The 22,764-nt window shown below is 55.3% G+C and carries 21 protein-coding genes; 10 read left to right on the plus strand and 11 right to left on the minus strand.

Features of this window, described 5'->3' with window-relative positions; all coding sequences use genetic code 11:
• The first annotated feature begins 812 nt into the window (after nt 1–812).
• The 5 genes from PKE71_RS06100 to PKE71_RS06120 all read left to right on the plus strand — a co-directional run bounded on the left by PKE71_RS06100 (nt 813) and on the right by PKE71_RS06120 (nt 5,496).
• The gene (locus tag PKE71_RS06100) at nt 813–1,211 is read left to right on the plus strand and encodes a hypothetical protein (protein WP_271186077.1); all 399 of its coding nucleotides are present in this window, start codon (nt 813–815) and stop codon (nt 1,209–1,211) included.
• A 120-nt stretch (nt 1,212–1,331) separates the two neighbouring features.
• The gene (locus PKE71_RS06105; protein WP_271186078.1) at nt 1,332–3,419 is read left to right on the plus strand and encodes a type IV secretory system conjugative DNA transfer family protein; all 2,088 of its coding nucleotides are present in this window, start codon (nt 1,332–1,334) and stop codon (nt 3,417–3,419) included.
• A gap of 133 nt (nt 3,420–3,552) precedes the next feature.
• Nucleotides 3,553–3,753, plus strand: a complete 201-nt coding sequence (locus PKE71_RS06110) for a hypothetical protein (protein WP_271186079.1) — start codon at nt 3,553–3,555, stop codon at nt 3,751–3,753.
• A gap of 190 nt (nt 3,754–3,943) precedes the next feature.
• The gene (locus tag PKE71_RS06115) at nt 3,944–4,195 is read left to right on the plus strand and encodes a helix-turn-helix domain-containing protein (RefSeq protein ID WP_271186080.1); all 252 of its coding nucleotides are present in this window, start codon (nt 3,944–3,946) and stop codon (nt 4,193–4,195) included.
• Complete coding sequence (locus tag PKE71_RS06120) at nt 4,195–5,496, plus strand: type II toxin-antitoxin system HipA family toxin (protein WP_271186081.1); 1,302 nt, start codon at nt 4,195–4,197, stop codon at nt 5,494–5,496. The genes PKE71_RS06115 and PKE71_RS06120 overlap by 1 nt, the downstream gene beginning before the upstream one ends.
• 34 nt (nt 5,497–5,530) lie before the next feature.
• Here PKE71_RS06120 and PKE71_RS06125 read toward each other — a convergent pair whose 3' ends face one another.
• Together PKE71_RS06125 and PKE71_RS06130 are read right to left on the minus strand one after the other, a co-directional pair.
• Nucleotides 5,531–6,031, minus strand: coding sequence for an antirestriction protein ArdA (locus tag PKE71_RS06125; RefSeq protein ID WP_271186082.1), 501 nt, complete (start codon nt 6,029–6,031; stop codon nt 5,531–5,533).
• A gap of 186 nt (nt 6,032–6,217) precedes the next feature.
• Nucleotides 6,218–6,820 (minus strand): hypothetical protein, encoded by a 603-nt coding sequence (locus PKE71_RS06130; protein WP_271186083.1) that lies wholly within the window; start codon nt 6,818–6,820, stop codon nt 6,218–6,220.
• A 245-nt stretch (nt 6,821–7,065) separates the two neighbouring features.
• On the opposite strand from PKE71_RS06130, the gene PKE71_RS06135 reads away from it, so the two are divergent.
• The 3 genes from PKE71_RS06135 (at nt 7,066) to PKE71_RS06145 (ending at nt 10,468) form a co-directional block, all read left to right on the plus strand.
• Entirely contained in the window at nt 7,066–7,362 is a 297-nt protein-coding gene (locus tag PKE71_RS06135; RefSeq protein ID WP_271186084.1) for a hypothetical protein, read from the plus strand.
• The gene (locus PKE71_RS06140) at nt 7,359–8,990 is read left to right on the plus strand and encodes a recombinase family protein (protein WP_271186085.1); all 1,632 of its coding nucleotides are present in this window, start codon (nt 7,359–7,361) and stop codon (nt 8,988–8,990) included. Before PKE71_RS06135 ends, PKE71_RS06140 begins: the two co-directional genes overlap by 4 nt.
• A 125-nt stretch (nt 8,991–9,115) precedes the next feature.
• On the plus strand, nt 9,116–10,468 hold the full coding sequence (locus PKE71_RS06145) for a tyrosine-type recombinase/integrase (RefSeq protein WP_271186086.1): 1,353 nt from the start codon (nt 9,116–9,118) through the stop codon (nt 10,466–10,468).
• Between the two features lie 99 nt (nt 10,469–10,567).
• On the opposite strand, the gene PKE71_RS06150 is transcribed toward PKE71_RS06145, so the two are convergent.
• The 5 genes from PKE71_RS06150 to PKE71_RS06170 all read right to left on the minus strand — a co-directional run bounded on the left by PKE71_RS06150 (nt 10,568) and on the right by PKE71_RS06170 (nt 16,462).
• Nucleotides 10,568–11,281 (minus strand): hypothetical protein, encoded by a 714-nt coding sequence (locus PKE71_RS06150; protein WP_271186087.1) that lies wholly within the window; start codon nt 11,279–11,281, stop codon nt 10,568–10,570.
• A complete protein-coding gene (locus tag PKE71_RS06155; RefSeq protein WP_271186088.1) occupies nt 11,278–14,286 on the minus strand; it encodes an HsdM family class I SAM-dependent methyltransferase in 3,009 nt (1,002 codons plus the stop codon). The genes PKE71_RS06150 and PKE71_RS06155 overlap by 4 nt, the downstream gene beginning before the upstream one ends.
• A gap of 54 nt (nt 14,287–14,340) precedes the next feature.
• Nucleotides 14,341–14,631: a hypothetical protein gene (locus tag PKE71_RS06160; protein WP_271186089.1), complete on the minus strand. Its 291-nt coding sequence runs from the start codon at nt 14,629–14,631 to the stop codon at nt 14,341–14,343.
• A 128-nt stretch (nt 14,632–14,759) separates the two neighbouring features.
• Nucleotides 14,760–15,641, minus strand: a complete 882-nt coding sequence (locus PKE71_RS06165) for a nucleotidyl transferase AbiEii/AbiGii toxin family protein (RefSeq protein ID WP_271186090.1) — start codon at nt 15,639–15,641, stop codon at nt 14,760–14,762.
• Nucleotides 15,638–16,462 (minus strand): type IV toxin-antitoxin system AbiEi family antitoxin domain-containing protein, encoded by an 825-nt coding sequence (locus PKE71_RS06170; RefSeq protein ID WP_065383219.1) that lies wholly within the window; start codon nt 16,460–16,462, stop codon nt 15,638–15,640. Before PKE71_RS06170 ends, PKE71_RS06165 begins: the two co-directional genes overlap by 4 nt.
• Before the next feature lie 116 nt (nt 16,463–16,578).
• Here PKE71_RS06170 and PKE71_RS06175 point away from each other — a divergent pair, with 116 nt between their 5' ends.
• Both PKE71_RS06175 and PKE71_RS06180 read left to right on the plus strand, forming a co-directional pair.
• Nucleotides 16,579–17,628, plus strand: coding sequence for a restriction endonuclease (locus PKE71_RS06175; RefSeq protein ID WP_271186091.1), 1,050 nt, complete (start codon nt 16,579–16,581; stop codon nt 17,626–17,628).
• Nucleotides 17,625–18,227, plus strand: coding sequence for a hypothetical protein (locus PKE71_RS06180; RefSeq protein ID WP_271186092.1), 603 nt, complete (start codon nt 17,625–17,627; stop codon nt 18,225–18,227). Before PKE71_RS06175 ends, PKE71_RS06180 begins: the two co-directional genes overlap by 4 nt.
• A 135-nt stretch (nt 18,228–18,362) precedes the next feature.
• Here the strand turns inward: PKE71_RS06180 and PKE71_RS06185 are convergent, their stop codons facing one another.
• From PKE71_RS06185 to PKE71_RS06200, 4 genes are all read right to left on the minus strand, one after another.
• Complete coding sequence (locus PKE71_RS06185; protein WP_271186093.1) at nt 18,363–19,724, minus strand: hypothetical protein; 1,362 nt, start codon at nt 19,722–19,724, stop codon at nt 18,363–18,365.
• 16 nt (nt 19,725–19,740) lie between these two features.
• The gene (locus PKE71_RS06190) at nt 19,741–20,358 is read right to left on the minus strand and encodes a type IV toxin-antitoxin system AbiEi family antitoxin domain-containing protein (protein WP_065382765.1); all 618 of its coding nucleotides are present in this window, start codon (nt 20,356–20,358) and stop codon (nt 19,741–19,743) included.
• A gap of 249 nt (nt 20,359–20,607) precedes the next feature.
• Entirely contained in the window at nt 20,608–22,473 is a 1,866-nt protein-coding gene (locus PKE71_RS06195) for a hypothetical protein (RefSeq protein WP_065382764.1), read from the minus strand.
• Nucleotides 22,474–22,485: 12 nt separating this feature from the next.
• Complete coding sequence (locus PKE71_RS06200) at nt 22,486–22,716, minus strand: hypothetical protein (protein WP_065382766.1); 231 nt, start codon at nt 22,714–22,716, stop codon at nt 22,486–22,488.
• Nucleotides 22,717–22,764: the final 48 nt, after the last annotated feature.

The raw sequence follows: 22,764 nt of genomic DNA on the forward strand, positions 1-22,764 counted from the left end.
CTCGTAGCGGCGACGGCCCATGATCCATATCCTCCTCGCGAAGGTTGAATCAGGCTTCGGCCAAAAACGGAATCCCGTTTATGAGTTTATGACCTAGCAACAGCTTAAGACATGCACCACGAGCGCGGAAATCTTCCATTATTCAATCTACCACGCAACGAACGTGGAGCGATCAGGACATCGATGATATCTTGCTCAAATTCTATAATAAGTTTCGGGATGCCTATGGCTTGGCACATGCCGATCATGCCGACCTAGTGTCCTTGGTAAGATAATAGGAATTTTGCGCTGTTCAGATTTTGAGCAACTTCGACGGCAGTTTCAGAAGACAACAGGCCCTTTGATCGATGGGTGCAGGGAGAGCAGAAATCTCACCTGCGAGTAGTCCAGCGGCGGCACGCTGGCGGCATCCAAACGGCGCACGGTTGGTCTCGATGACATCGTCTCCATGACATGGCCATGGGGGTATCGGGGGAGCTTGGAGGCTCCCTTGATCTGCGATCGAACGGCAGGCTGTTCGGACATGGGGAGGTGTCGGAGGGGAGAGGTCATTCTCCACCTCTGATGAGGGATCAATCGGCGATACGATTGGATGGTGCTGAGTAGGTTCAATACCTGGTCAGTGCCAAGGCTTGGGGTATCCAACAGGGGGCGCAGCAGCCCCTTTGGCAAGGTCGGCGTTGTAGTACAACGCACACCTTGCGCGTCAAAAAACGCGTCCAAATCGGGTGAAAACCGCGAAACACCCGGCTTTACTGCACTTTTGACGATTTCCGTGCTACGTCGATTCCCATCGAGACGTGGAGTGCGATGTGTCTGATAGCTGGGATGAGAAACACGCCCGGAACAAAGGAGCGGCGAAAAATGCCTTCGGAGAGAAGGCTTCGGACGCTCCAAAAGAGGAGCCGTCGAGCGACCTTTTGAAAGCGCTCGAAGGGCTCAATGACCGGCGATCGGGTGTCCCGGACCGCCGGAACTCTGACATTCACCGCATTGCACAAGAGCTTGAGGACGAGGCTCAGCAGGAAGAGGAAGCCGAACTTCCCGAACTGGAAAAGCCGCGTCCCAGACCACCTTCGTTGAGCCTGGGCGGGGAAACAATCCGGCCAGCTCCAAAGTATGCCGCGCCCGAACGCGATGAAGCTGCACGCGATCGTATGAGGGCTCTTTTGCAACGCGGCAAAGAGCAAGATCGAGAACGCGACCGTTAGTGAAAAAATCTGCGGGCATTGGCGGTTAATTTCGCAAAACGGGCGATTGGCTTAACTTTCGATAATAAACGGCACTCACACACGTTGACAGTTTTTCAACGTAAGAGGAGTGCCCAAACGATGGACCCAATAGTTTCGTGGTTCCGCTCTCTATGGGACAGCATTCAAGACTTAGCTGACACTGCGCTTTCCAGAGAGCCAAGCCCAAGGCGGAAGGTTGAGAAGTTTTTGAGGAGCAAGCCGCCCTCAAAATCGTCACCTGAGACGAAATCGAAGGTTAAACCTGATCCCAAACCATTTCTCAAATGGCTTGGCTGGGGCGCGATCGCTGTCTTCGGTGTGGCCGTCACGGTGGCCGTCGTGAGCTTTGGTTTCAGCGGCGAAGAAAGCGGCGGCAATCAAATCCAATATGATGCCTATGGCATGCCAATCGGCGGCGGTGATCTTGGCGCTTCTATGAATCCAATGCGCGGCCTCACCTTGAGCAGCCTCATGGGCGGATTTGTGCTCGGGGTTGGATTGGTCGCAATCCTAGCCTTTTGGCGTTGGGTTGTTCACAAGCATGGATGGGTGGCGCTCGTTGTTTTGTGCGCGTTGCTCGTGCTCATCGGAGACACAAGCGATTCTGCATCGACAACATCCATGGCGTCGATGCTGGCCTTTATCACTGGCTTTAGCGCGGGCATTGCCCTGGCGGCGAAGTTTCTTCTCGTCATCAGACCGCCTACGGAAATCCCGGACATCTTTGGTTCGTCACGGTGGGCGACGTTCGATGACATCACAGATGCCGATCTGATTGGTTCAATGGATAAGGGAGACGGTCTTTTCCTCGGCAAAGAGCAAGAAAAAGGCATCCCACTCGTCTATCGAGGCGACATGCACGCTTTGACGGTCGCGCCAACGCGTACGGGTAAAGGCGCTGCCGCCATCATTCCGAACCTTCTCCGGTCGAAAAGCTCCATTCTCGTCATTGACCCCAAAGGCGAGAATGCGCGGCGCACGGCGGCAAAACGTGCTGCGATGGGTCACAATATCAAAATTGTAGACCCTTGGGGCATTGCTCAAGAAGCTGACAAGTTTGGCCCTGGGGCCGATGCGGGCTTCCATGCCCATTTCAATCCTTTGGGCGCTCTTCGCGCAGATGATCCAGACCTTGGATCGGATGCGATGCAACTCGCGGATGCGCTCGTTGTCTCAACCGACAAGGAGCCATTTTGGAGTGACGAGGCCAAAGCGCTGATTGCTGGTTTCATACTCTATGTCGTCGTTGCTCCCGAAGAAGAGGGCAACCGAACGCTTGGCCGGGTCCGGGATATCCTGTCGCTGCCTCCGGCTGCGGATACGGAAGATGAGAATCTTCCTGGCACGATGGATGAGATTTTGATGCGGATGGCGGTCTCGCCTCATCCGCTGGTGAGCGCCGCCGCTTTCCGAATTGCTCAAAAGGCGGAGAAGGAACGCTCTGGTGTGATCTCCTCGGCGCAATCAAACACGCATTTTCTCGATAGCCCGAAAATCCGTGACAGCCTGGCCAAGTCAGACTTCAAGTTCTCCGATCTCAAAACCGCCGATGCGCCGACGACGATTTATCTGGTTCTGCCGCTCGATCGTCTCTCGACGTTCAACCGCTGGCTTCGGTTGATGATCTCAAGCGCCATGATCGATCTGACCCGCACCCCTGCGAAGTCGGACACTGAGCCGGTGCGCGTGATTCTGGATGAGTTTGCAGCCCTCGAAAGGCTGAAGATTATTGAGACGGCCTTCGGGACGATGGCGGGCCTCGGTGTGCAGCTCTGGGCGGTTACGCAAGACCTCTCCCAGCTCATGCGCCTCTACGGCGATAAGGGCTGGCAGACATTCGTCAGCAATGCGGGCGTGTTTCAGTATTTTGGAAGCCGCGACTATGAGACGGCGAAATACGCCGAACATTTGACCGGCATGACGACGATGAAAAAGCGTTCCATCAGCTTCGGATCGTCCTCATCAGCAACCACGTCTTACCCAAGTAGCTCGTCCACTACGGGCCATTCGAAAACTATCTCGTATGACGATGTGCAGCGTCCGCTGGCATATGCAGATGAGATGATGACGCTTCATCGCGATTTGCAGATTCTCTTCGTGGAGAACAACTATCCAATCATCGCTCGAAAACACTGGTGGTTTCGTCAAGCGAAGGCCAGTAAGCCTGTGAAACCTAAATCCTCATAGCATCGCAGCCTTTACGGATACGCGGCGCTGAACCGAACCGATCGACACCCATTGCCTGAAAATTGTGTGGCGGGACAGGCGAGGTGCTCGAACGGTTCGGTCGCCGCAATTACAAACGTAAAGGAGCGACGCGATGTCTCTTCAAATCATTTCAAAGGCGGAAGCTGCCCGCATGCCGATAGCGCAGCTTCGAGCGCTGCATCAATTGCTCGCTGAAGAGCTTGCAAACAGCGAATGCGGTTCAGAGCTTGCTCAAGCGATTGCGCATAATCTGCATATCGTCATAAACGAGCTAGCGGGTCGAAATCGGCTCAGCCGTCTGCCACGGCTTTAACTGCTCTTTCGAATTGGGTCGCCCGGCAGAGAGCGGGGCGACCTGGCAGCATGGGCCTCAAGTCACAGTCTTATGATCCATTTATCATATTTTGTTTTTATGATGATTGGATCATAATTAAGTTTTATGTCCTAAAGATCATATTGACATTTTATGAGTTTTAGATCATAATTCTGATAAAGGAGTCGCCATGCAAAAAATAATTCGTTCTCCAAAAGATTTTGGTCAACTGATCCGCCATGTACGTAAGCAGGCGGGGATGACCCAAAGCCAGCTCGCCGTTCGTAGTGGGGTCTGGCAGGAAACCATTTCCAAGATTGAGAATGGACATGCGGGCTCAAAGCTGGAGACAATCTTCGAGATTCTGGCCGCCCTTGATCTGGAGATTACAGGGCAAGAACGCTCGAAAGGATCAACAGACGATTTTGAGGATATGTTCTGATGGGGCGGCGTCGAAGTTACATACCGCTCAATATCTTTCTCAACAATCGGCTTGTTGGACAGATGGAACGTCAAAAGGGCGGCGCGATCAATTTTCAATATGCCAGGGAGTGGCTCGATTGGGATGCGAGCATGCCCATTTCTCTGTCACTGCCGCTGACACAAGATCGCTACACAGGCGGCACTGTTCTCGCCGTATTTGAAAACCTCTTGCCGGACAATGAAGCCATTCTACGCCGTGTTGCCGAACGCACGGGTGCGCAAGGCACGGACGCTTACAGCATGCTCTCGGCAATCGGGAGAGATTGTGTGGGAGCCCTGCAATTCGTTCCAGAGGGTGCGGATGCCACGCCTTCTGAAAAAATCGAAGGCCGTCCCCTGACGGATGTACAGATAGGCAATTTGCTTAAAAACCTGGACGTTAGTCCTCTTGGCATCCGACCAGAAAATGACTTCAGGATTTCGATTGCTGGGGCGCAGGAGAAAACAGCGCTTCTCTTCCATGAAGGGCAATGGATGGAACCTGTTGGCACAACGCCAACAACACACATTATCAAGCCGCAGATTGGCAAGCTGCCCAACGGCATGGATTTATCCAATAGTGTCGAGAACGAGTTCGTATGCCTGAAGCTGATGGAAAATTTCGGACTGCGGGTTGCCAAGGCAGAGATACAAACATTTGCCAAACAAAAAGCGCTTGTCGTGGAGCGCTTCGATCGTCTTTGGACGCGCAATAAGCGCCTGATACGCTTGCCGCAGGAGGATTGTTGCCAGGCGTTGTCAGTCCCGCCTACGCAGAAATACGAAAATGTCGGCGGGCCGGGCATCCCCGCGATCATGGAATTGCTACGCGCCAGCGACGAGCCGAACAAAGATCAGCGCGACTTCTTCAAAGCGAACATCCTTTTTTGGCTGATTGGTGCCACGGATGGCCATGCGAAGAATTTCAGCATCAATATTCTTCCCGGCGGACGGTTCCGTATGTCGCCGCTTTACGATGTCCTGACAGCAGAGCCGGAATATGCCGCGAACCGCATTCGCCGTAAGGATTACAAACTGGCGATGAAATGGGGAAAGTCGCGTCACTATAAAATCACTGATATACGCGCTCACCATATTCAAGAAACCGGCTTAGAGTCCGGTTTGTCCAGAGAGGCCATACAGGAAGTCATTCAAGAAATTTTGGATGACGCCGCACCTGCCCTTGAAAAAACAATTCGCGCGCTGCCGAAATCATTTCCGCAAGTGCTCATTGATGCGCTGTCCGGTGCCATCGAAAGCCGGTGTAAAATCCTTCAATAGACAATCGCGGTATAGGAGCGATGTCACGTCCAGCTTATAGCTGGACGATCCATTGACGATTGCCGAGTTCCAGTTCGGTGACTTCACCGCCCAGGCGCATGTCGCGGGCAAAGGCCTCGACATCGAAATAGTAGCGCAGGCTTTCCGGTAGCTGGTCAAGAAGCCCGGTGCTCTCGACGTAATCCTCGGCGAATTCGAGAAGCGTGCCTTCAAAGAGCATCACTTCGTCCAGGCGATCGATGATCTCTTCCGGCGCGATACATTCGTATCCAGCGAGGTATATGGCGCGGGCGGCCTCGTCTTCGTCGAGGTCTTCAAATTGATCGAACCACAGCGGCAGATTTGCTTGGTTCACGCCGATTGCTTTGAACAGCTCGTAATTGTCGCCATCAATGAACTGAATCTCATATTCTTCGACGGGATCGCCGTACTCGTTGCGATGTCGCGATGCTTTTTCGCGGTACTCATTGAGCGTTTTGAAATAGAAGCCCACCGCTGAAATGTCGTAGGGCGTAGCATGATAGATGTTGGGCATATTGTCCTCCTTAGCTTTGAACGCAGGAGGCTCGGGCGACTGGAATAAAGGCTCGCTGCAACTGCCTTCACGGTCACTGGTGCGGAAGGTCGGTTGCAGTGGGCCTGCCAGTCGCCACGGATGCGGTTATCTCAAAGCGGAGGACGGTTTTGCCCAGGCTCGGATGCCTCGGCTGACAGGAGGCGTTCAGGCTTTTCGTAGCGTTTGCTTACACGCCTCGAACATCATCGTCATATGATTGCGCCGGGTCGATCCCAATCGCTTCATAGCTTCATCGTCTTTGAGGGCACGGTCGAGTTCAATGTCGCGGAAACGGTCATAAACCAACGCCGTGAGAAACACCGATTTGAAGCTTCCTGTAGGAAGGCCGCGTTGCTCTGTTCTGAGATGCCGGAGTGTGCGGAGCAACATCGGGCGCGGCTGGACGAGCGGAAGGAACTCGCACGCTGAACAAAGGCGTCTGTTGCCGAGAAGGGCTGTTCCTGGACCATCGACCCCTTCGAACGACTCTCTGATTTCAGACGGACAGTCGAATACGCAGGTGTGAAGGCGCTGCCAAAGCGGATCGCCATCGTCAGGCCAGTCAAGCGGTAGGCCAATTTGATGAAATAGCGTGCCAGAGCGAGCAATCATGTCACGCAATTTGCGCATGGTTTCAGCGGCTGATCGCTCAGAAATACCCGCATTCTCACTAGCAATCGGCACAGAAAAGTTTGAGCAAACCGCCCAAAGGAGCGCTTCGACCTGTTCATTGCTCAGTTTTGAGCGGGCGATGTAACGGTTTGCCATAGAAAATATTATTTAATCTCAGAGGATTAACCGACTCTTCTTCCTCTGATCGGGACAGGTAATTGTCGCATCGCAATAAGCACCGCATTTTGAGTTCGAACATTGCGAAACGGTGCTTTTATGCCGGATAAGTTATGCACAAAAAGGGCTGAAAGCCCTGAAAATGCTGGACTTTTTAATCCGTATACGGCATAATAAAAATAGAGCCCCCTTCGCGTGCGTGAGACACAAGAAAGGAGTTCAGGATGCCAGACGATCACAAGAACATCCTGCAATCGTCAACCGTTGACGGTTTTAATCAGGAGGCTCGCAAGGTTCGTTTCGATCCTGAAGCGTACGCTCACCACATTGCACAACTCGACCTCACCGAGACGCAGAAGCTTACGCTCATGCGAACTGTTTGGGACCTTATGGTTCTGTTCGTGGATGCTGGCTTCGGAATCGATGGGCCGACTCTGGCAATGGCTGATAAAGAAAACCAAGAGGCTGAACGCGAGGACAAACCGCGCAAGCAGCTCGAAACGCCGGAGAGCACACCATGATGAATCTAACGAACAAGAAGAGCGAAACCGGCGGAATCGCAGTGATCTATTGCCGGGTGTCGAACGTCAAACAGACGACGCGCGGCGATGGCCTTGGAAGCCAAGAAACACGTTGCCGGGAATATGCTGGCTACAAGGGCTATCGCGTAGAGCAGGTCTTCACAGATGATATGAGCGGCGGCGTAGCTGATCGCCCTGGCATGATGGAGATGCTGGACTGGCTCAAAGAACACCATGCAGAAAACCCGGTTGTTATCATCGATGATGTGTCGCGTCTCGCACGGGGGCTGGACGCGCATATTCGATTGAGAACGGCAATCGGTGGCGCGGGAGGCCGGTTGGAAAGCCCATCGATCGAATTTGGAGAGGACTCAGATTCGGTGCTGGTGGAAAACCTTCTGGCCTCGGTGTCGCAACATCAAAGACAAAAGAACGCAGAGCAAACGACGAACCGCATGCGCGCTCGCGCGATGAACGGTTACTGGGTGTTTGCAGCGCCTAAAGGCTATCGCTTCGAGCGCTCCAACGAAGGCAAGGTTTTGGTTCGCGACGAGCCTCTCGCCTCAATCGTTCAGGAAGCTCTTGAGGGCTTCGCATCTGGCCGTTTCGGGACGCAAGCGGAGGTGAAGCGCTACCTCGAAGCTCAGCCTCTTTTCCCGAAAGATTTGCCGGGCGGATTTATGCGCAATCAGCGTGTGAACGATCTCCTCACTCAGCCGCTCTATGCCGGTCTGATCTCAATTCCGAAGTGGGGAATTGCGATGCGTGAAGGCCGTCATGATGGATTGGTCTCTGTCTCGACCTTCGAGAGAATTCAAAAGCGCCTGGCGAACCCTGACCGACAAATTATCCGCAAAGACATGCGCGAAGACTTTCCGCTACGCGGGGCCGCGCTGTGCGGTGATTGCGATCACCCTCTGACGGCGGCGTGGTCCACGAGCAAGACCGGAACAAAGCATCCGTACTATCTCTGCTATAACCGCGACTGCGAGAGCCATAGAAAGTCTATCAGACGCGATGCGATCGAAGGGGAGGTCGAAGCGGCGCTCGCAAGCGTTACGCCTGCCAAGAGCCTGTTTGAGCTTGCGAGAGCGATGCTGAAAGACCTCTGGGATGGTCGTGTCGATCAAGAGCAGTCACGCGCGAAAGAAGCCCAGGCGCGTATCAAGGAACTCGACAAGAAGATCGATCAACTCCTTGACCGGATCGTTGATTCAAACTCTTCACGCGTGATCGCGGCGTACGAGGCCAAGATCGAAGGATTCGAAAAAGATAAGCTATTGCTTCGGGAACAGACCAATCGTGTAGGCCAAAAACCGCACACCTTCGAGGAGATGTTCGAACTCGCCTGCCAATTCCTCGCAAACCCCTATGAAATATGGACAAATGGCACTTTAGCGGTGCGCAAATTGGTGCTGAAAATGGTGTTTCCAGCAGGTATTACGTATGATCGGAAAAATGGACTTCGAACCCCAGATTTAGCCTTACCGTTCAAGGTGTTAGGCGGTCTCGATGGGGGTGATTGTAAAATGGCGCACCCAAGAGGATTCGAACCTCTGACCTCTGCCTTCGGAGCTGGTCTAAGGGCCTATCCGAATTGCACGATAGGGCACGCCAGAGCACGATAACCACCTGAAAATTATTGATTTTCAGAATCCGCTCTCCGAAGTCTCTATCCGAGAATACGCCTTGATTTCCGCCCGCGTGCTTGCGTGGTGCTTACTCGAAATCGGGGCTTCCGAGGGACGGGAGCATGACCAAACTGACCAAACGGTTCGTAGAGACCGCCGAGCCGCAGAGCAAAGGTCACGTCATCTGGGATGACGAACTGCCGGGCTTCGGTCTTCGTGTCTATCCCTCGGGCAAGCGCAGCTACATCGTCCAGTACCGCTCTCGTGGCCGTTCACGTCGCTACACGATTGGCCTTCATGGCGCCTGGACGCCCGAGACCGCGCGCCGCGAAGCCAAGGCCCTGCTCGGACATGTCGCGCATGGCGGCGATCCTGCTGAAGAACGCGAGGAAGATCGCAAGGCGCTGACCATCAAGCAGCTCTGCGAGCAGTATATCGCCGACATGGAAGCTGGCCTCATCCTGGGAAAAGGCGGCCGGCCAAAGAAGGACACCACCATCGCCACCGATGTCGGCCGTATCCGCAGGCACATCATTCCTCTTCTCGGGGCACGACGTGTGCGGGACATCACCAAGCCGGACATGAACAATCTGATGAAGGACATCATTGCCGGCAAGACGCGCGTGACCGTGAAGACCGAAAAGCTCCGCGGCAAGGCCATCGTCCGCGGCGGCCGCGGAACCGCGATCCGAACGATGGGTCTGCTTGGCGGCATCTTCTCATACGCAGTCGAGGCTGGGGTGATCGAGCACAATCCCACGCATGGCCTCCGCAAACCGAAATATCAGGTCCGCGACCGCCGGCTCAGCGAAGCCGAGTATCGGGTTCTAGGCAGCATTCTCAGGGAGGCGCAGGGAAGCGACCGCTACAGGATACATGCCGAGATCCTCCGGCTGATCGCGGTGACGGGCTGCCGGCGCGGCGAAATCGTCAATCTCAAATGGAGCGAGGTCGATCTCGAAGGGAGCTGCCTGCGGTTGATCGACAGCAAGGAAGGCTCCTCGGTTCGTCCGGTTGGGCTCCCCGTCGTGGAGTATCTAGAGGAGGAGCGGCCTCAGAGAACCGGCACCTACGTCTTTCCCGGCCAGGGCATCGACAACGTGGTCGGAAACTTCCCGCAGAGCTGGAAGAAGCTGTTCAAGGACACACCGCTCTGGGACGTCACACCTCACGTGCTCCGGCACAGTTTCGCGAGCATCGCGAACGATCTGGGCTTCACCGAGATCACGATTGCCGCGCTGATCGGTCATGCCAAGGGATCAGTCACGAGCAAATACGTCCACACACTCGATTCTACACTGATCATGGCGGCAGACACCGTGTCCGGCTATGTGAAAGCACTGCTGGAAGGCGTGGAGTTCAGGCGGAACACCTACACATTGGATCGGCAATCCCGGAGAAGCGCTATCGCTTCAATGCTAACAGCATCAAGGCCAGCAGAAGTGAGCCCCACCGACGAAGTCATGTCGCGCTAAATGGCATATTTGGCAGTTAGCACAGCATTCACTGTCAAATATGGCAGCCAGCATGATCGCGCAGTTGGAGTTGGCGTGTCTGCGATCAACTTTCTCATCTCATAGCAACCAAAGATGCCAGACAGAGATCGGACCAGGTTGCGCCGCCAACGCTGACGAACCGCAATAGATGAAATTGCGTCCATGGCGCGAATGTGCCAAGTCCATCTTTCCCGCCCCTATGGCAGCAGGCAGATCTTCGATGAGATAGCCTGGCGGAGATTGTGCCATCGCGTTGGAGAGGAAGGGCGTCAGCTTGGCACCAATCGACGAACCGTCGCGAACATAGGCAATCATATATGCTTCGCGATTACCCCATGCATATTCGCCATCGACGAACCGACGAAGACCATTGTCACAGTATAGGGTTTCCGTTTTTGAGTTTGCAGCATCGATGATCTTGGCTTCCACCACGAGCGGGAATCCACGGTGTTTACCCGACAGGTAAATCGAGAGGTCGGGCCTTTTCTCAAGGTGCGAACCGTCGTAGCTGACGCTTTCCTTCCCACGAGCAACGCACAAAACTAGCTGGCGCCAGAGCGGATCCTCCTCAACCATGCCGTTGAGGCGCGCCTCAAGCAGCGCGGTAACTTCCGCTTCGCTTCCAGACATCACTATAGTGGGGGAAGAGGCGCGAACCTGACTGAAAGCGTGAAGAAGCCCTTCTGCGATAATTTCAAGGTGAACAGCTGATAGTTTCGGGAGCGGGAGTTCGAGTCCGCGTGTCAGCTCGGCTATCTGGTCAGGACGCGGCCGGATCGCAGGTAAACTCATCCCTTCGCCGTCCCTTGCAGGAAATCCACGTGAGACCAGACAATGCGCTGGGCGAGTAGACGGGCTTGAGTTTCGCTCCAGTATCGCCGCTGGGAAAGCCGTCCGATAAGCAAGGTTCCCGATCGGCTATGCACCAAAATCTCGGATGCCGCAGCGTCGTCTGCAGCACGCAGGAGACCTTTCCAGTCACTGTTTGAAGTGGGGTCTAGCTCGCTCTCTGATGTCCGCACCTCCAACCCATACCAAGGCAAGGCAGTCGAATGATCTAGTGAGTGAACATGCAACTCAGAGCCTAGTCGCTTGCTCCAAGGGGTGAGTTCCTCGGCTAAAACCTCGCAGAAGCGCACCTGCTCTTGCCGCGATGGCATAGCTTGGGCATCGCTTTTGTTTTGCGCAAAGGGCAAATTGAACTCCAAGGTGTCAGAGATCACTTGCAGGTCACGCCGTCCAAGGCCGTACAAATTTACAACCCACTCATCGACCTCTTGCCAGGTTACATTGTCTGTGCGCAAACCTTCGTAGAGTTTTTCGATCTCAGCTATTTTCTTCCGATTGAATTTTCTAAAATCTGGCAAGGGAATGCGATCTAACGTCGCTTTTTCGACCACCTCTCGTTCAAAACCGAATTCACCACTAGTCATCAGAGCAAACCAAACAGCAAGCTTGCTCCCTATGACGAGGGCCAAATAGGACGTCAGGCCGCGCGGATCTGCAAAGTCACCTGGACTGTAGCCGTAAAAGGTCTCGTTAAAGACGGCGTCCTTTTCGGAGACGGCTAAGCCAATGCGACCACTAATCGCGGGAGGTGATTTATGGACCACAAGGAGAGGGCCGACAAATAACTCACGTGATCGAGGGTCATGAATTCTCTCTTGCGAAAACAAATCTAGCTCCGCCGGATCAACAGAAACGTCCGTAAACGTCGCCGCAGTGATTTCCGGTAGCCCATGCAAATAGCGCGCATCGACGCCGGGCAAGCCGTCACCGGTCTTACGTATACGGCTGCTTGGCCTTAGCTTCTGATATCCGTTGCCACTTCCTTTGAGATATCCGCGATCGGTAGACCCAATCGCCTCCCGCCAGAAGGTATCCAGCGTCGGATGTAGTTTGCTGCGTATCCTCTCAATAATTCCGAGATCGGCCTTCGTTCCTCGAAATAATATCTTAAGAATCTCAGGCGTCTCGCGAAGCTCGCGCGCCGGAATCACTTCTGCATTCGATGCATCGATACGCATAATGCCGGACTCATTTAGTGACGATTCAATACGTGGGCTGACTAGTCGAAAGCCAGCACTGTTTTCCGGTTTCCGATTGGTTGCGAATAATAGACAGAAGGGTGCTGAAATTTCGGGCCAGACTTTGGTCTGGCGCAGCTCGACGCCATTGATGACCGACGAAATATCGAGTGCATCGAATAAGGCTTGACGGGCTTCCCCCATGCCATCGCCCTGTTGGAATAGTAGCCTGGCATGCAGCGCAAAGGTAATCTGGCCACCTGGCTTGGCCCATTCCATGGCTCGCCAAATGAACGGAATATCGAGGACTTCGTTCGGTAACGGAGGAGCTTCTGTGATGCCGCGTTCAGCGGCAATCCGTGCAACCGTCTCACAAACCAAATGCCAATCGGGTAGTTTCGTGCCACTCGCCCATGGCGGATTTCCGACCACCAAGTCGTAGCATCCGCCATGCTCGTCACCAACCAGTGGACCAAGGCTTCCAAGCCGTGCACCTGCCACCTCACTTTCAGCCGAGATGCGATGCAGTACTTTGCCGCGCAGATTTTTGAACCGCAATTTGTCGACGGGCCGTGGATTTGGGTCGAGTTCGATCGACATCAGGTACAAGCCCAAGGCAGCGAACCTCAGCGCTGCTTCGTTGATATCGAAACCTACAATTTGGCCGTCTAGTATCGAACGAAGAGCGCTAGTGTCTGGTCTTTGCCCTTCAATGCGCCAGCGCTCCGCGACCAGCTCACGGAATGCAGTAAGGAGGAAAACGCCCGCCCCAGCTGCTGGATCGAGAACACGGGCCAGATGAGTTACCTCCTGCCGTTCTAGAGCTCTGAATGAAGCACGAACGAGGAGGTCGGCTATTGATCGAGGGGTGTAGTATCCACCTTCACGACGCTGCCGGGCTGGGGCGTGATTGCGTAGATAGAGCTCGTATGCCTGACTAAGAACCCCCACCGGAATGTGTGAGAAATCAAGATTGTCCCACTTCTCTTCCCATCCTAGAAAGAGTTGGCTGTCCGGCGCGCGCCGCAAGACGTCGCCAAGAACTTGGTACGCATTATCCGGCAGATGCGAAAAAATATCATCGGACAGTGGCAGAAGATCTCCATTAAAGGTTCTGTCGAGCCAAGCCGATGTCTTTTCTGCAGACGCACGATTGTCGAACAGGCTGGGTGTGACCGTTTGGGCCGCCATGCTCTTGGGTAACAAGTCGCGATCTGCAAGGAACCGCGTAAACAGCGCGCGGCCGACAAGTGAGATGGCGTCCTCATCTGACACGCCGCCAGCCTTGATCAGTTTGTCGATTGATCCAGTAAGAAGATTGAGGACAACGTTCGAAATCCAATCCCGCTTGCCGATTGCGGCATGGGGACGAATGTTGCCGAGACGGGCAAATGCGGTTGATTCATCGCCGCCGTCCCCCCACTCGACGCGAGCCTCCGCCGGGGATTTACGATCAAGCGCAAGTCGATAGACGTGAAGTTGTCCGGGCGAGACAAGCCCGAGATAGGGCGCATCACCGCGCATAGCGAGCAAGCGTCTGATGCGATGCAACTGGCTCTCATCAGTGACTGAGTCAGCATCGATAAGAAATATCAGCGGTGCCCCTTGCCACTCGTACACCGCACGCACGATGCCCAAATCTTCGTCGCCGGCGCGCCGGGCCGTCAGCAGCGTGGCATAGGGCAGCAGATCCGGACTTTCGCTATCGAATAGGTGCAACGATCTGGGATCGGCACCAAAGGCTGAAGCATTGCTTTGAAGGTCAGCCATGACAGCACCTCACATCAGCGGTGCGTCGAGCGAACAGAAGGGCGCAGGCTCCGGTCATGGGACGAGATCCAAGCTGCTCTGACGATCACCGCCAAAGTGGCCTTTCCGGGCACCGCCGCGAACCTTCTTCGGTGTTAGCGCCACCTTCGACATAGCCTGGCGATAGTCGCCGCCCAGCTCGCTCATCCCTGTGATCAGGACCGCAATCAATGCAAGGTGTGTGGGAAGTTCGCCATTACGCGCATAGTTGGAGATCGAATTCGGATTCATACCGACAAGCTCGGCGAACGCGCGAACGCTCAGTCCCGCTTTGCCCAGCTCTACAAGAAAATCGGCGTATGGCATATCATTCTCAGCCACATATTTTAATGTATCTTGCCACATATTTTTATGTGCGTAAACGTTCGTCGCGTTACTGCCACTCGCATCCCGATAGGGTCTATCGAGTGTCTGTCGTATTGATGAATGCGTGCTCACGACGATCTCTCGGCGATTTCAGAGAGACTTAGTTGATGCGAGACTTCGTCGGTACGCGCCCACCTCTGACCAGGAATCCGCTCGATCACATCTGTGAACACCCTGATGAATGCGGCGCGTCCGGCAGAGGCATCAAGTGCGTCGGCGCGATCGGGGGTGAGTAGTGCGCGGATATCTCCTAAAAGGTCTGGTCGCGCGAATTTCGCGAGCATCCGCTGTTCTGCTTCAGCCCGGGAGATGGCCTGACCTTGCTGATCAAGATAGCGCACAAAAAGCGCGACGACCCGTTCGATGTCCAAATCGGGAAGCGCATTGAGCGCATGATCGAGATCGAAAAGATCGCGTCCTTTATCGCGTTGCAGCAAGGCACGTAGCTTCGTCGCCAGAAGCTCTTCCGCGGAGAAGGACGCTATGGTCGTACTTCCCTTGAACCACGGGTTCTCAACGGCATATGGGATTGAAGCCGGTGGATCGAAGGCTTCGATCTCTGAAATGTTGATCTCGACCTTCAGACGAATCTGCGCTTCGGGATCATCCTCGGCCGGCACACGAAAGCGTAACTTCGGAGCAACTTGGCTCGACGCAAAATTCGCTTGCCCTAACCAAGGTTCCAGCACCTCTCGCATAGCATCAAGAATGGGGCCGATAGGCCCTGCGGTCGTCCGAACGAGATCAATGTCTTCGGAATACCGTAGCGGTTCCGGAAAGATCACTTTGTTGAGGGCCGTACCACCTCGGAACCTCAGCTCAGATCCTAGGAGATCGTGATTGAAAATCTCCACGAGCGCTCGCGAGATGATCAAATCTTGCTCAACCTGCCTCGGCTCAGCCCAGGGCGCCGTCAGACTCCAGGCGGTGATGTTCGTCTCGGGGATCATTGTTCATCGACCTCAATTGGCCGGCGGACAATGACGTGCCAGCGTGAGCTGCGTTCTCGTTCGTCGCTGGACGCGATTACGCTTGCTTCTCCAGGTTCGAGTTCGACCCACGGCACATTGCCGTTACGGAGATGCCTCTCCAAACTGGATGCTATCTCCTCTTGTCCAAGGTGTTCGAGAATGTATCCGAGGCGCTGAACGACAGACCGCTCAAACTTCGGCGCCAACGCGTCGAGGCGTTCTGGGTCAATTTGGGCGGCGAGTTCGTTAAGAACACCTGCCGCATGACTGATGCCTCCGCTGGCTTGTGGATAGCGCACAAGGTCCAAGGCGGTCAAAGCCGGTGATGACACGCGCATCGAACCTGTATCGGTCTTTCTTTGCTCGATACCCTGCTCAATGCTTTCCATGTCTTTGCGGAAATAAAAGGCGAGCTTGGAACGCCCGGCCCGAATGGGTTTCCACTGTCGATCGGTTACGACTTGGAACTCCATCACTGCCTGGTGTGACGCCCCATGGACTTCTGCAGCCTTCAGAAGCGCCACGTAGTAAGGCCTCTCTGCATCCTTCATCATGGCATCGATGTACCAGCTCGGCGGTGGCGCACCCCACTTCAGATAGCGCGTGGGCGTGATCACGTAGAAACCTCGACGCGGCACGACGACATGACCACGCTTCTTGAGGCGTGCGGCCGCATCGAGGAACGCCCCATGGCTTACACCCAGGGCTTCCATTGCATCCTCGCGGGTGAAGCTGATGCGTCCACTTGACGCCAGTTCTTCAACATAGGCCGCCAAGGAGGTGGTGCGCTCAGGTATCATATCTCAAAATCCGCTCTACCAGCCGAGTTTTTAATATGATATTGGAATGCAAGCAAGCTTGATATAGATAACTCCGCGTTTAGCGCGGACTTTAGCATACAATCCAAGGCGCGCCGATGTCAGGGACAGACGATAGCGATCGGTTGATTCAGGAGGTCCTTTCCGAGCTCGGTTGGGATGAGGATCCGAAGACAATCGCGAACAAGGTCAGGCAGCTCGACCAAGGCCTACCAGCAGAGGACGAGTTCACAGCCATCTGCAGCTGGCTCGGACGAGCCCGCCTCGTTCACAAACTTGACCAGCATCAAGCGCCCGTGGCCTCTCGCTTTTTATATCAAGTTCCAGACCTATTGGCGGAGTTCGAGCATGGCGGCCCCGTCCTCATAGAGGTGAAATCAAAGACGAAACCGAAGCTCTCCTTCACGCCGCGCTATCTCGACCGTCTCCACGCCTACGCCCAGCTCGTCAACATGCCCTTGCTTATCGCCTGGAAGCTTCATGGCATCTGGGTGCTGTTCGAAGTCAAACATCTCACCAAAGCTAAGAAGAACTTCAACATCACGTTCGGCGACGCCATGAAGGAGAATCTGCTTGGTATCTTGGCAGGAGACGTTTCTTACAAGATCGCATCCGGTGCGGGGCTGCGCTTCCGCTGCAGGAAGGAAGAACTCGTAAGCCGGCGAGAAACCGACGGCACGGTGACCGAACAATGGCAAATGAGGATCGACGAGGTTGGTTTCATGATCTCCGGGGGCAGGCCAGCTGAGCACCTAGACCCAGATGTGACGACGCTCTTCACGACATGGGATCTATCAGAGGAGCAATCACACAGCGACACGCATATCGAACTTCGCTTCGTTGCCGGCGATGATGACGGCATGATGTTCGGCCACATGGCCCTGACACATCTCCTGCATTGGCACCTCCCACAAGGTGCGACGATCAATTGGCGTCACGCGATCAGACGCGACGCAGTCGTGAGCAACATGACCAATTTCGGACGCGCACTCGAACGCGCCCTGGAGCAAAAGGTCGTACACCTCATACTCCATCAGCAACCGCACACCTGGCCAAGCTTCTTACCGAGAGAAGAGGTCAACACGACAGGGCCGTCACCTCGCGCGGACCAAGACACTCCAGCCGAGCAGCAGGGGAGCGCCTCATGAAGCAAGCATTTGGCCGAGCCGAACAACTCGAAGCTGCGTTGGGCCTGGATCAGGTCGTCGCCCCGAAGCTGGCATCGATTATCGTCTTTGCCGCGAACATCGAATACCACCTTGAACGCGCCATCTGGGTCCTTGATGGTGTTGATCCCAAAGGCATCCGACCGAAAACAGACGGAAAACCGATCAGCGAGTTGATCGCAATGCTTGAACAACATATCGGCAACGCAGCAGGTGATGACGTGCAGAGCATGTTGGAGACTTGGTGCAAGGCTGCTCGATCCGGCTTCATTGTCCGCCACAACATCGCACATGGCGTCTCTTTCAAAATGGAGACAACACTCGTGTTCTCGCGAAATCCACGTTGGCAGGGCGAGGTTCGCCGCCGCGAGTTTGGCGATCTGTGGTGTGAGCCAAACACCTTGGATCTGATCCGCGAGTCATTCGCCACTTTGCTGCGCGTCATCGGAACGATTGCGCAGGACCGAAAGCCGCTTCCAGAAATCGCGAGTGCGAGCGCACTGCGCGCTTTGCGAGAATCTCGATCCATCTTGGGTGAGTTTGCTGATCGATTCTACAATCCAAGCTTCGAAAAATACTAAAGCGTCCGGCCTCTCTTTTTGTGTCTGCGTACGGTATTCATCTGCGGTAGGCGGCACCTCATACTTCCAGCCCAAGGATGTCTTTTCGGAGGCCGCTTCCGGAGCGAGGCGGAAGACTGCGACGTGGCCGTTGGCTCACCCGCGTGAAATTTGGACCCGCTCGGGCTCTTTATCGTGTTCGACAGCCAAGCCATCTAGATCCAAGTTTGGATTCACGACTAACGCACCGTCCCCATCGGGGTCCGGATCGTCGGGCTTGACCGCAAAGGTGATGGAGCGGCCAGCGGCCACGACATCACGCATCCACCTTTCCAAAAGTTCGGATTGCGGAATGTTTGTCCCCACCCATGCGCCCTTGACCATCATTGTGAATGAGGTGTTGTCGAAGTATCGACCCACATTCGAGTACGCTAGACGGCGACCGCCCCGCGGGCCCTTAAATCGGTCGTCTTTTTCAAGAAGCTTCCAATAGGCATGGGGGATATACATTCCTTTCGTCAGGCCTGTGCTATCGGGTTCGAACTGAATTCGTGGGCAAAACTTCAAAAAGAACGGGTTGTCGCTAAAGCGAAAATCATCCAGTGCCGAGGCGGCTTTTACCTTGGACAACTCCTTGAGAAACCTGTCCATTCGATGAAGTTCATCGGTGAGTTTTGCCTCAGGGAACCGAAAGATCGCACCTAAATCGTCATCCGCCTCCATGGCCTTGTATTGAACCATGACGAACGCCCTGAACCGTTCATTGTAGTAGATCAGATCAGTCCCGGTCTGCTCCTCGAGCGGCTGCCGATTGGCCATTATCACGGTAAGGCGGTCGTCACCGTCAGCGAAAACGGCAGCGGCAGCATTGGGAATCTCTCGGAGGTAATCGTAGCCCGGCACCTGTCGCATATCTTGGATAACCATCGGATCCTCGCGCATGCGAACCTCCGGCAACCCGTCCAAGAATGACCCGGGGGCCTCATCCTCCAACGACCACTGAGCCAGTGGCGCACGGTCGATCCCGGCGAGGCTCAGGGCAACGGCCAAAGCTTCCTTCTGATAGGCAAGGCTATCTCGCGCCCGCTCGCTCAGCCGCTCAAGACGCTGGCGGGTCGATGTTGTGAAACGATCGACCAAGCTACGAGCCCCTGGCGCGAGCCGGACAAAAACATCGATCGCTTCCTGGAACGCCTTTGGCGAAAGCAAGCCGCCACTAAGGAATCTCTGTTCGACGGCCTTCCGATTGCGATTTGGCACGCCGCCGATAATGCTTTGAATGGAGACAACATCATCGACCGAATGGATTTCCTCAATGTTGAGTCGGCTTTGCTGCGTTCCCGCGTTCACCCCCCGTCGTCCCCGCCCGATATGCGTGACACGGCCAGACGGATCGACAATGAAACAGACTAGAGGCGCATTGCGGCTGTGGCCGAACAACGGCACCGCTTCCGCGAAACGGCCATACTCATCCACGGCATGATGAAAGACATCGCGCCGCTCATGGGTCAGACGCAAGACATATCCGCCAGCCTTAGCCATTGGTGGTCAGTGCCTCCAGATAAGGGCGGATCACCGTGCCGACCCCGCCTGTGTCCGCTGCCCTAGCGATCTCGGCCGGCGTGGATTTGCGTTGGCGCAGAGCCTCTTGGAGACCCTCGAGCGCGACGGCGAGACTGATCTTGCCGCGATGGCGGAAGCAGTCCGCGACGGTCTTCGCCACGCCGAACACCTTTACCGATACGCCTTCGATCACATGGGTTTCGACGCTTTCGATGAGCAGATCGTCCGAGAAGCGCAGCACACGAATCTGCATGTCGCTTGGCTTCGGCGTCCAGTCATTCCGGCCAATCGCCATCCATATCTTCTTGGGAAGCTGATCCGCGAGGCCATGAAAGGCGAGCGCCGAGACGAGGCAGATCACGCCCTTGGGTAAACGCTTGGCCGCTTCGGCAAGGCTGTGGTTTGCGTCGAGCTCTGCGTCAGGGAGCTGGTAGAGCCCGCGCGCCAGGCGGATAACCTCGCCATCCTTCTCCATGCGGCTGACGGTTGCGGCGGTGACACCGGCGTCCCTAAGTTCCGCAAGGCGTAGAATCCCACGCGCCGCTAGGAGATCGCGGACTATCTCGCGTTGGGAGCGGGTCTGGGGCATCGATATATATTCTCACACTTCAGCATTTATAGTGTGAGGTTTTGTATCGCGCAGAGCGGTGAAAGGAAAGACAACACATTGAAGTCGACCTTTGGGCTCTGATCCCGACAGCAAGGATGGGAGTGTCTCTCTGACGGGTGGAATCCGCCCCATCTGCATCCGACGGTTTCGACATGCCACTAACATATGCACGTTCCAGAATGGACGCACATCAGATCATGACAATTGGGTTTCCAGGCAAGATCGCATTCAGGCCACATGTTCTTCCGGGACGTCCGCCGTCTTGATCAGTTCCTTCGCATAGCGCTTGGCCTGAGATATGCTCTGCTTGTAGTCATCTGCAGCCAGCGAAAGAGATTCGGGCGAGGTGGCACGGTCGAGATCGTCGCTCGACCAGTCGTCAGAGAGTCGTTTGCTGATGGCGTAGCAGGTGGCCTTCCCAACTCGGAAGGCCATGAACTTGCGAGAGGCCCTTAGTATCGCAGTGCGCACTACTTCCGGCTCGCCGGACGTCCGTAGCTCGGCATCGAGTTCGACTGCCATACGTTCCACGACAGAGTACAAACCGTTCACGAACAGCGTTTGGGCATCCTTGTAAAAACGTCCCGCGCGGCCTTTCAGATTCTTCTCCGCGATTTCTTCGGGATCGGTGAGGATCTTGATCTCCGGCACGCGCTCCAACGACTGGGCGGAACGGGAAAGTTTTGCCCCATCCGGCGCCTTACGCACCTTCTTATGCTTGGCGCGTTGGCTCTTGCTCGGGTCGCGCTTGTCCCCGTTCTCATCTAGCTCGTCGCCCGTTTCCGGGAAATCCGTATCGAGGTCGACGGGATCGGACGTATCGGTGCCCTCAGCAGTATCCTCAGTCGGGGATGCCATCGGACGACGAGAGGGACTAAGGGTCGCCGTGGGGACACGGAACTCGTCGAGGAGTTTCTGAAGGTCGGTTTGGAGATCATCCAGATTGTCGTCGGAGGATGGTGACTCGGAACGAATGACCTCCCTGACCCATTCGGGCATGAGCTCGCGCACATAGGCATCGAAGTCCTCAGCGACCATCGGCGACCGGTCATCGGGCCAGGTCAGTCCATCACGATACTGATTTGGCATGGCGACATTGTCAGCAAGCTCGATTTCGATCGTGAGGACCTTCGAGCCGAAGGGAATACCGAAGTTCGGGGCTGCCGCCGACCAAGCCTTCTTCGACTTGATGTCATAGCGCTCACCTTTATGCACCAGCGCGCAAAATGTCGTGGAACTCGTCGCCGGATTGGCGAGCGCACTTAGCGAATGGCTGTGCCGCTCATGCTTGGGGTCGTGGATATAGTGTACAATGACCTCCCCGCCGGGCGCTTCGACCCTTTCATGGTTGGGCAACTCGTCGACCACATCTTCCAGCGTTTTCAATCGACGCGTACGACCTGTCTCGCCTTTGCCGCCGCCTTTGGTCATGGCGACATCGACGCGAACTTCGACTCCCTCTCCAAAACGCGCAAAACGCCGGAAGATCGCCGACGGAATGAAGCTTCGGTCCAGACTTTTCCCTTTGCCCAGCGGCTCGGCTACGGTGTCGTGATCTTCGCTTTGACCGAGCAGGACGACTTCCGTCCAGTCGAACGCGGTGTCCTGTCCCGCTTCACGGGCCACGTCGGTAACGTCATAGACAGTGTCCGAGCTGCCGTCAGGCAATTCGACAGGGAAGCGGACATAGGTGCCTTCGTCAGCATCGAAGCCGATGGTGACTTCGTTGACGATGCCACTCTTGCACGACCGATAGCGTATCCCTTCGCGCGACATGGTGAGACCTGAGACCTTCGCCCCAATCCCGAAATTGCCATCAAGCGCCATCTCTTTGTTGATCGAAGATGATAGATCGGTCGCTTGCTTCAACTCTCTATCGTCCATACCCACGCCCGTGTTCCAGAAGGTCAGCTTGCGTACGCCATCAATCGTCGTGGGGTAGATTTCGATACGACGATTCCCCGTTTCCGCCAGAACAGCGCTTTCGTCGGCATTCTTGAAGAACTCGCGAACCAGCGTGCTCACGGGCGCCTGTTCGATCAGCCGGTTTATGAGAAATCGCTTGTCGCGAATGTTAAGTGGTTCAGCCTTCATGGATTGCGCCCCCTACAGCTTGAACTTGTCTGCGCCATCGCCCGAAGTCGATCCGAACTTTCGCTCTATCTCGCCTGTCGCATCTCGGAGCGCTTTGATGATCTTCTTCACGTCAGCATCATTGTATTCGTAAGCCCGGCGGTTCGAGAGGTTGCCAAGTTTCCGAATGGCGTCGAGCGCAGACTGAGTCCGCCCCTCGGCCAGCCGAACAAACTTCTCCCGTTTCTCGCTGTCTTCAGACATCAATCCATCACCGCCTTCTGCATCCTTCACTGAAATTCAGGTAGTTTC

It is taken from the genome of Maricaulis virginensis (genome assembly GCF_027922185.1).
Taxonomy (GTDB): Bacteria; Pseudomonadota; Alphaproteobacteria; order Caulobacterales; family Maricaulaceae; genus Maricaulis; species Maricaulis virginensis.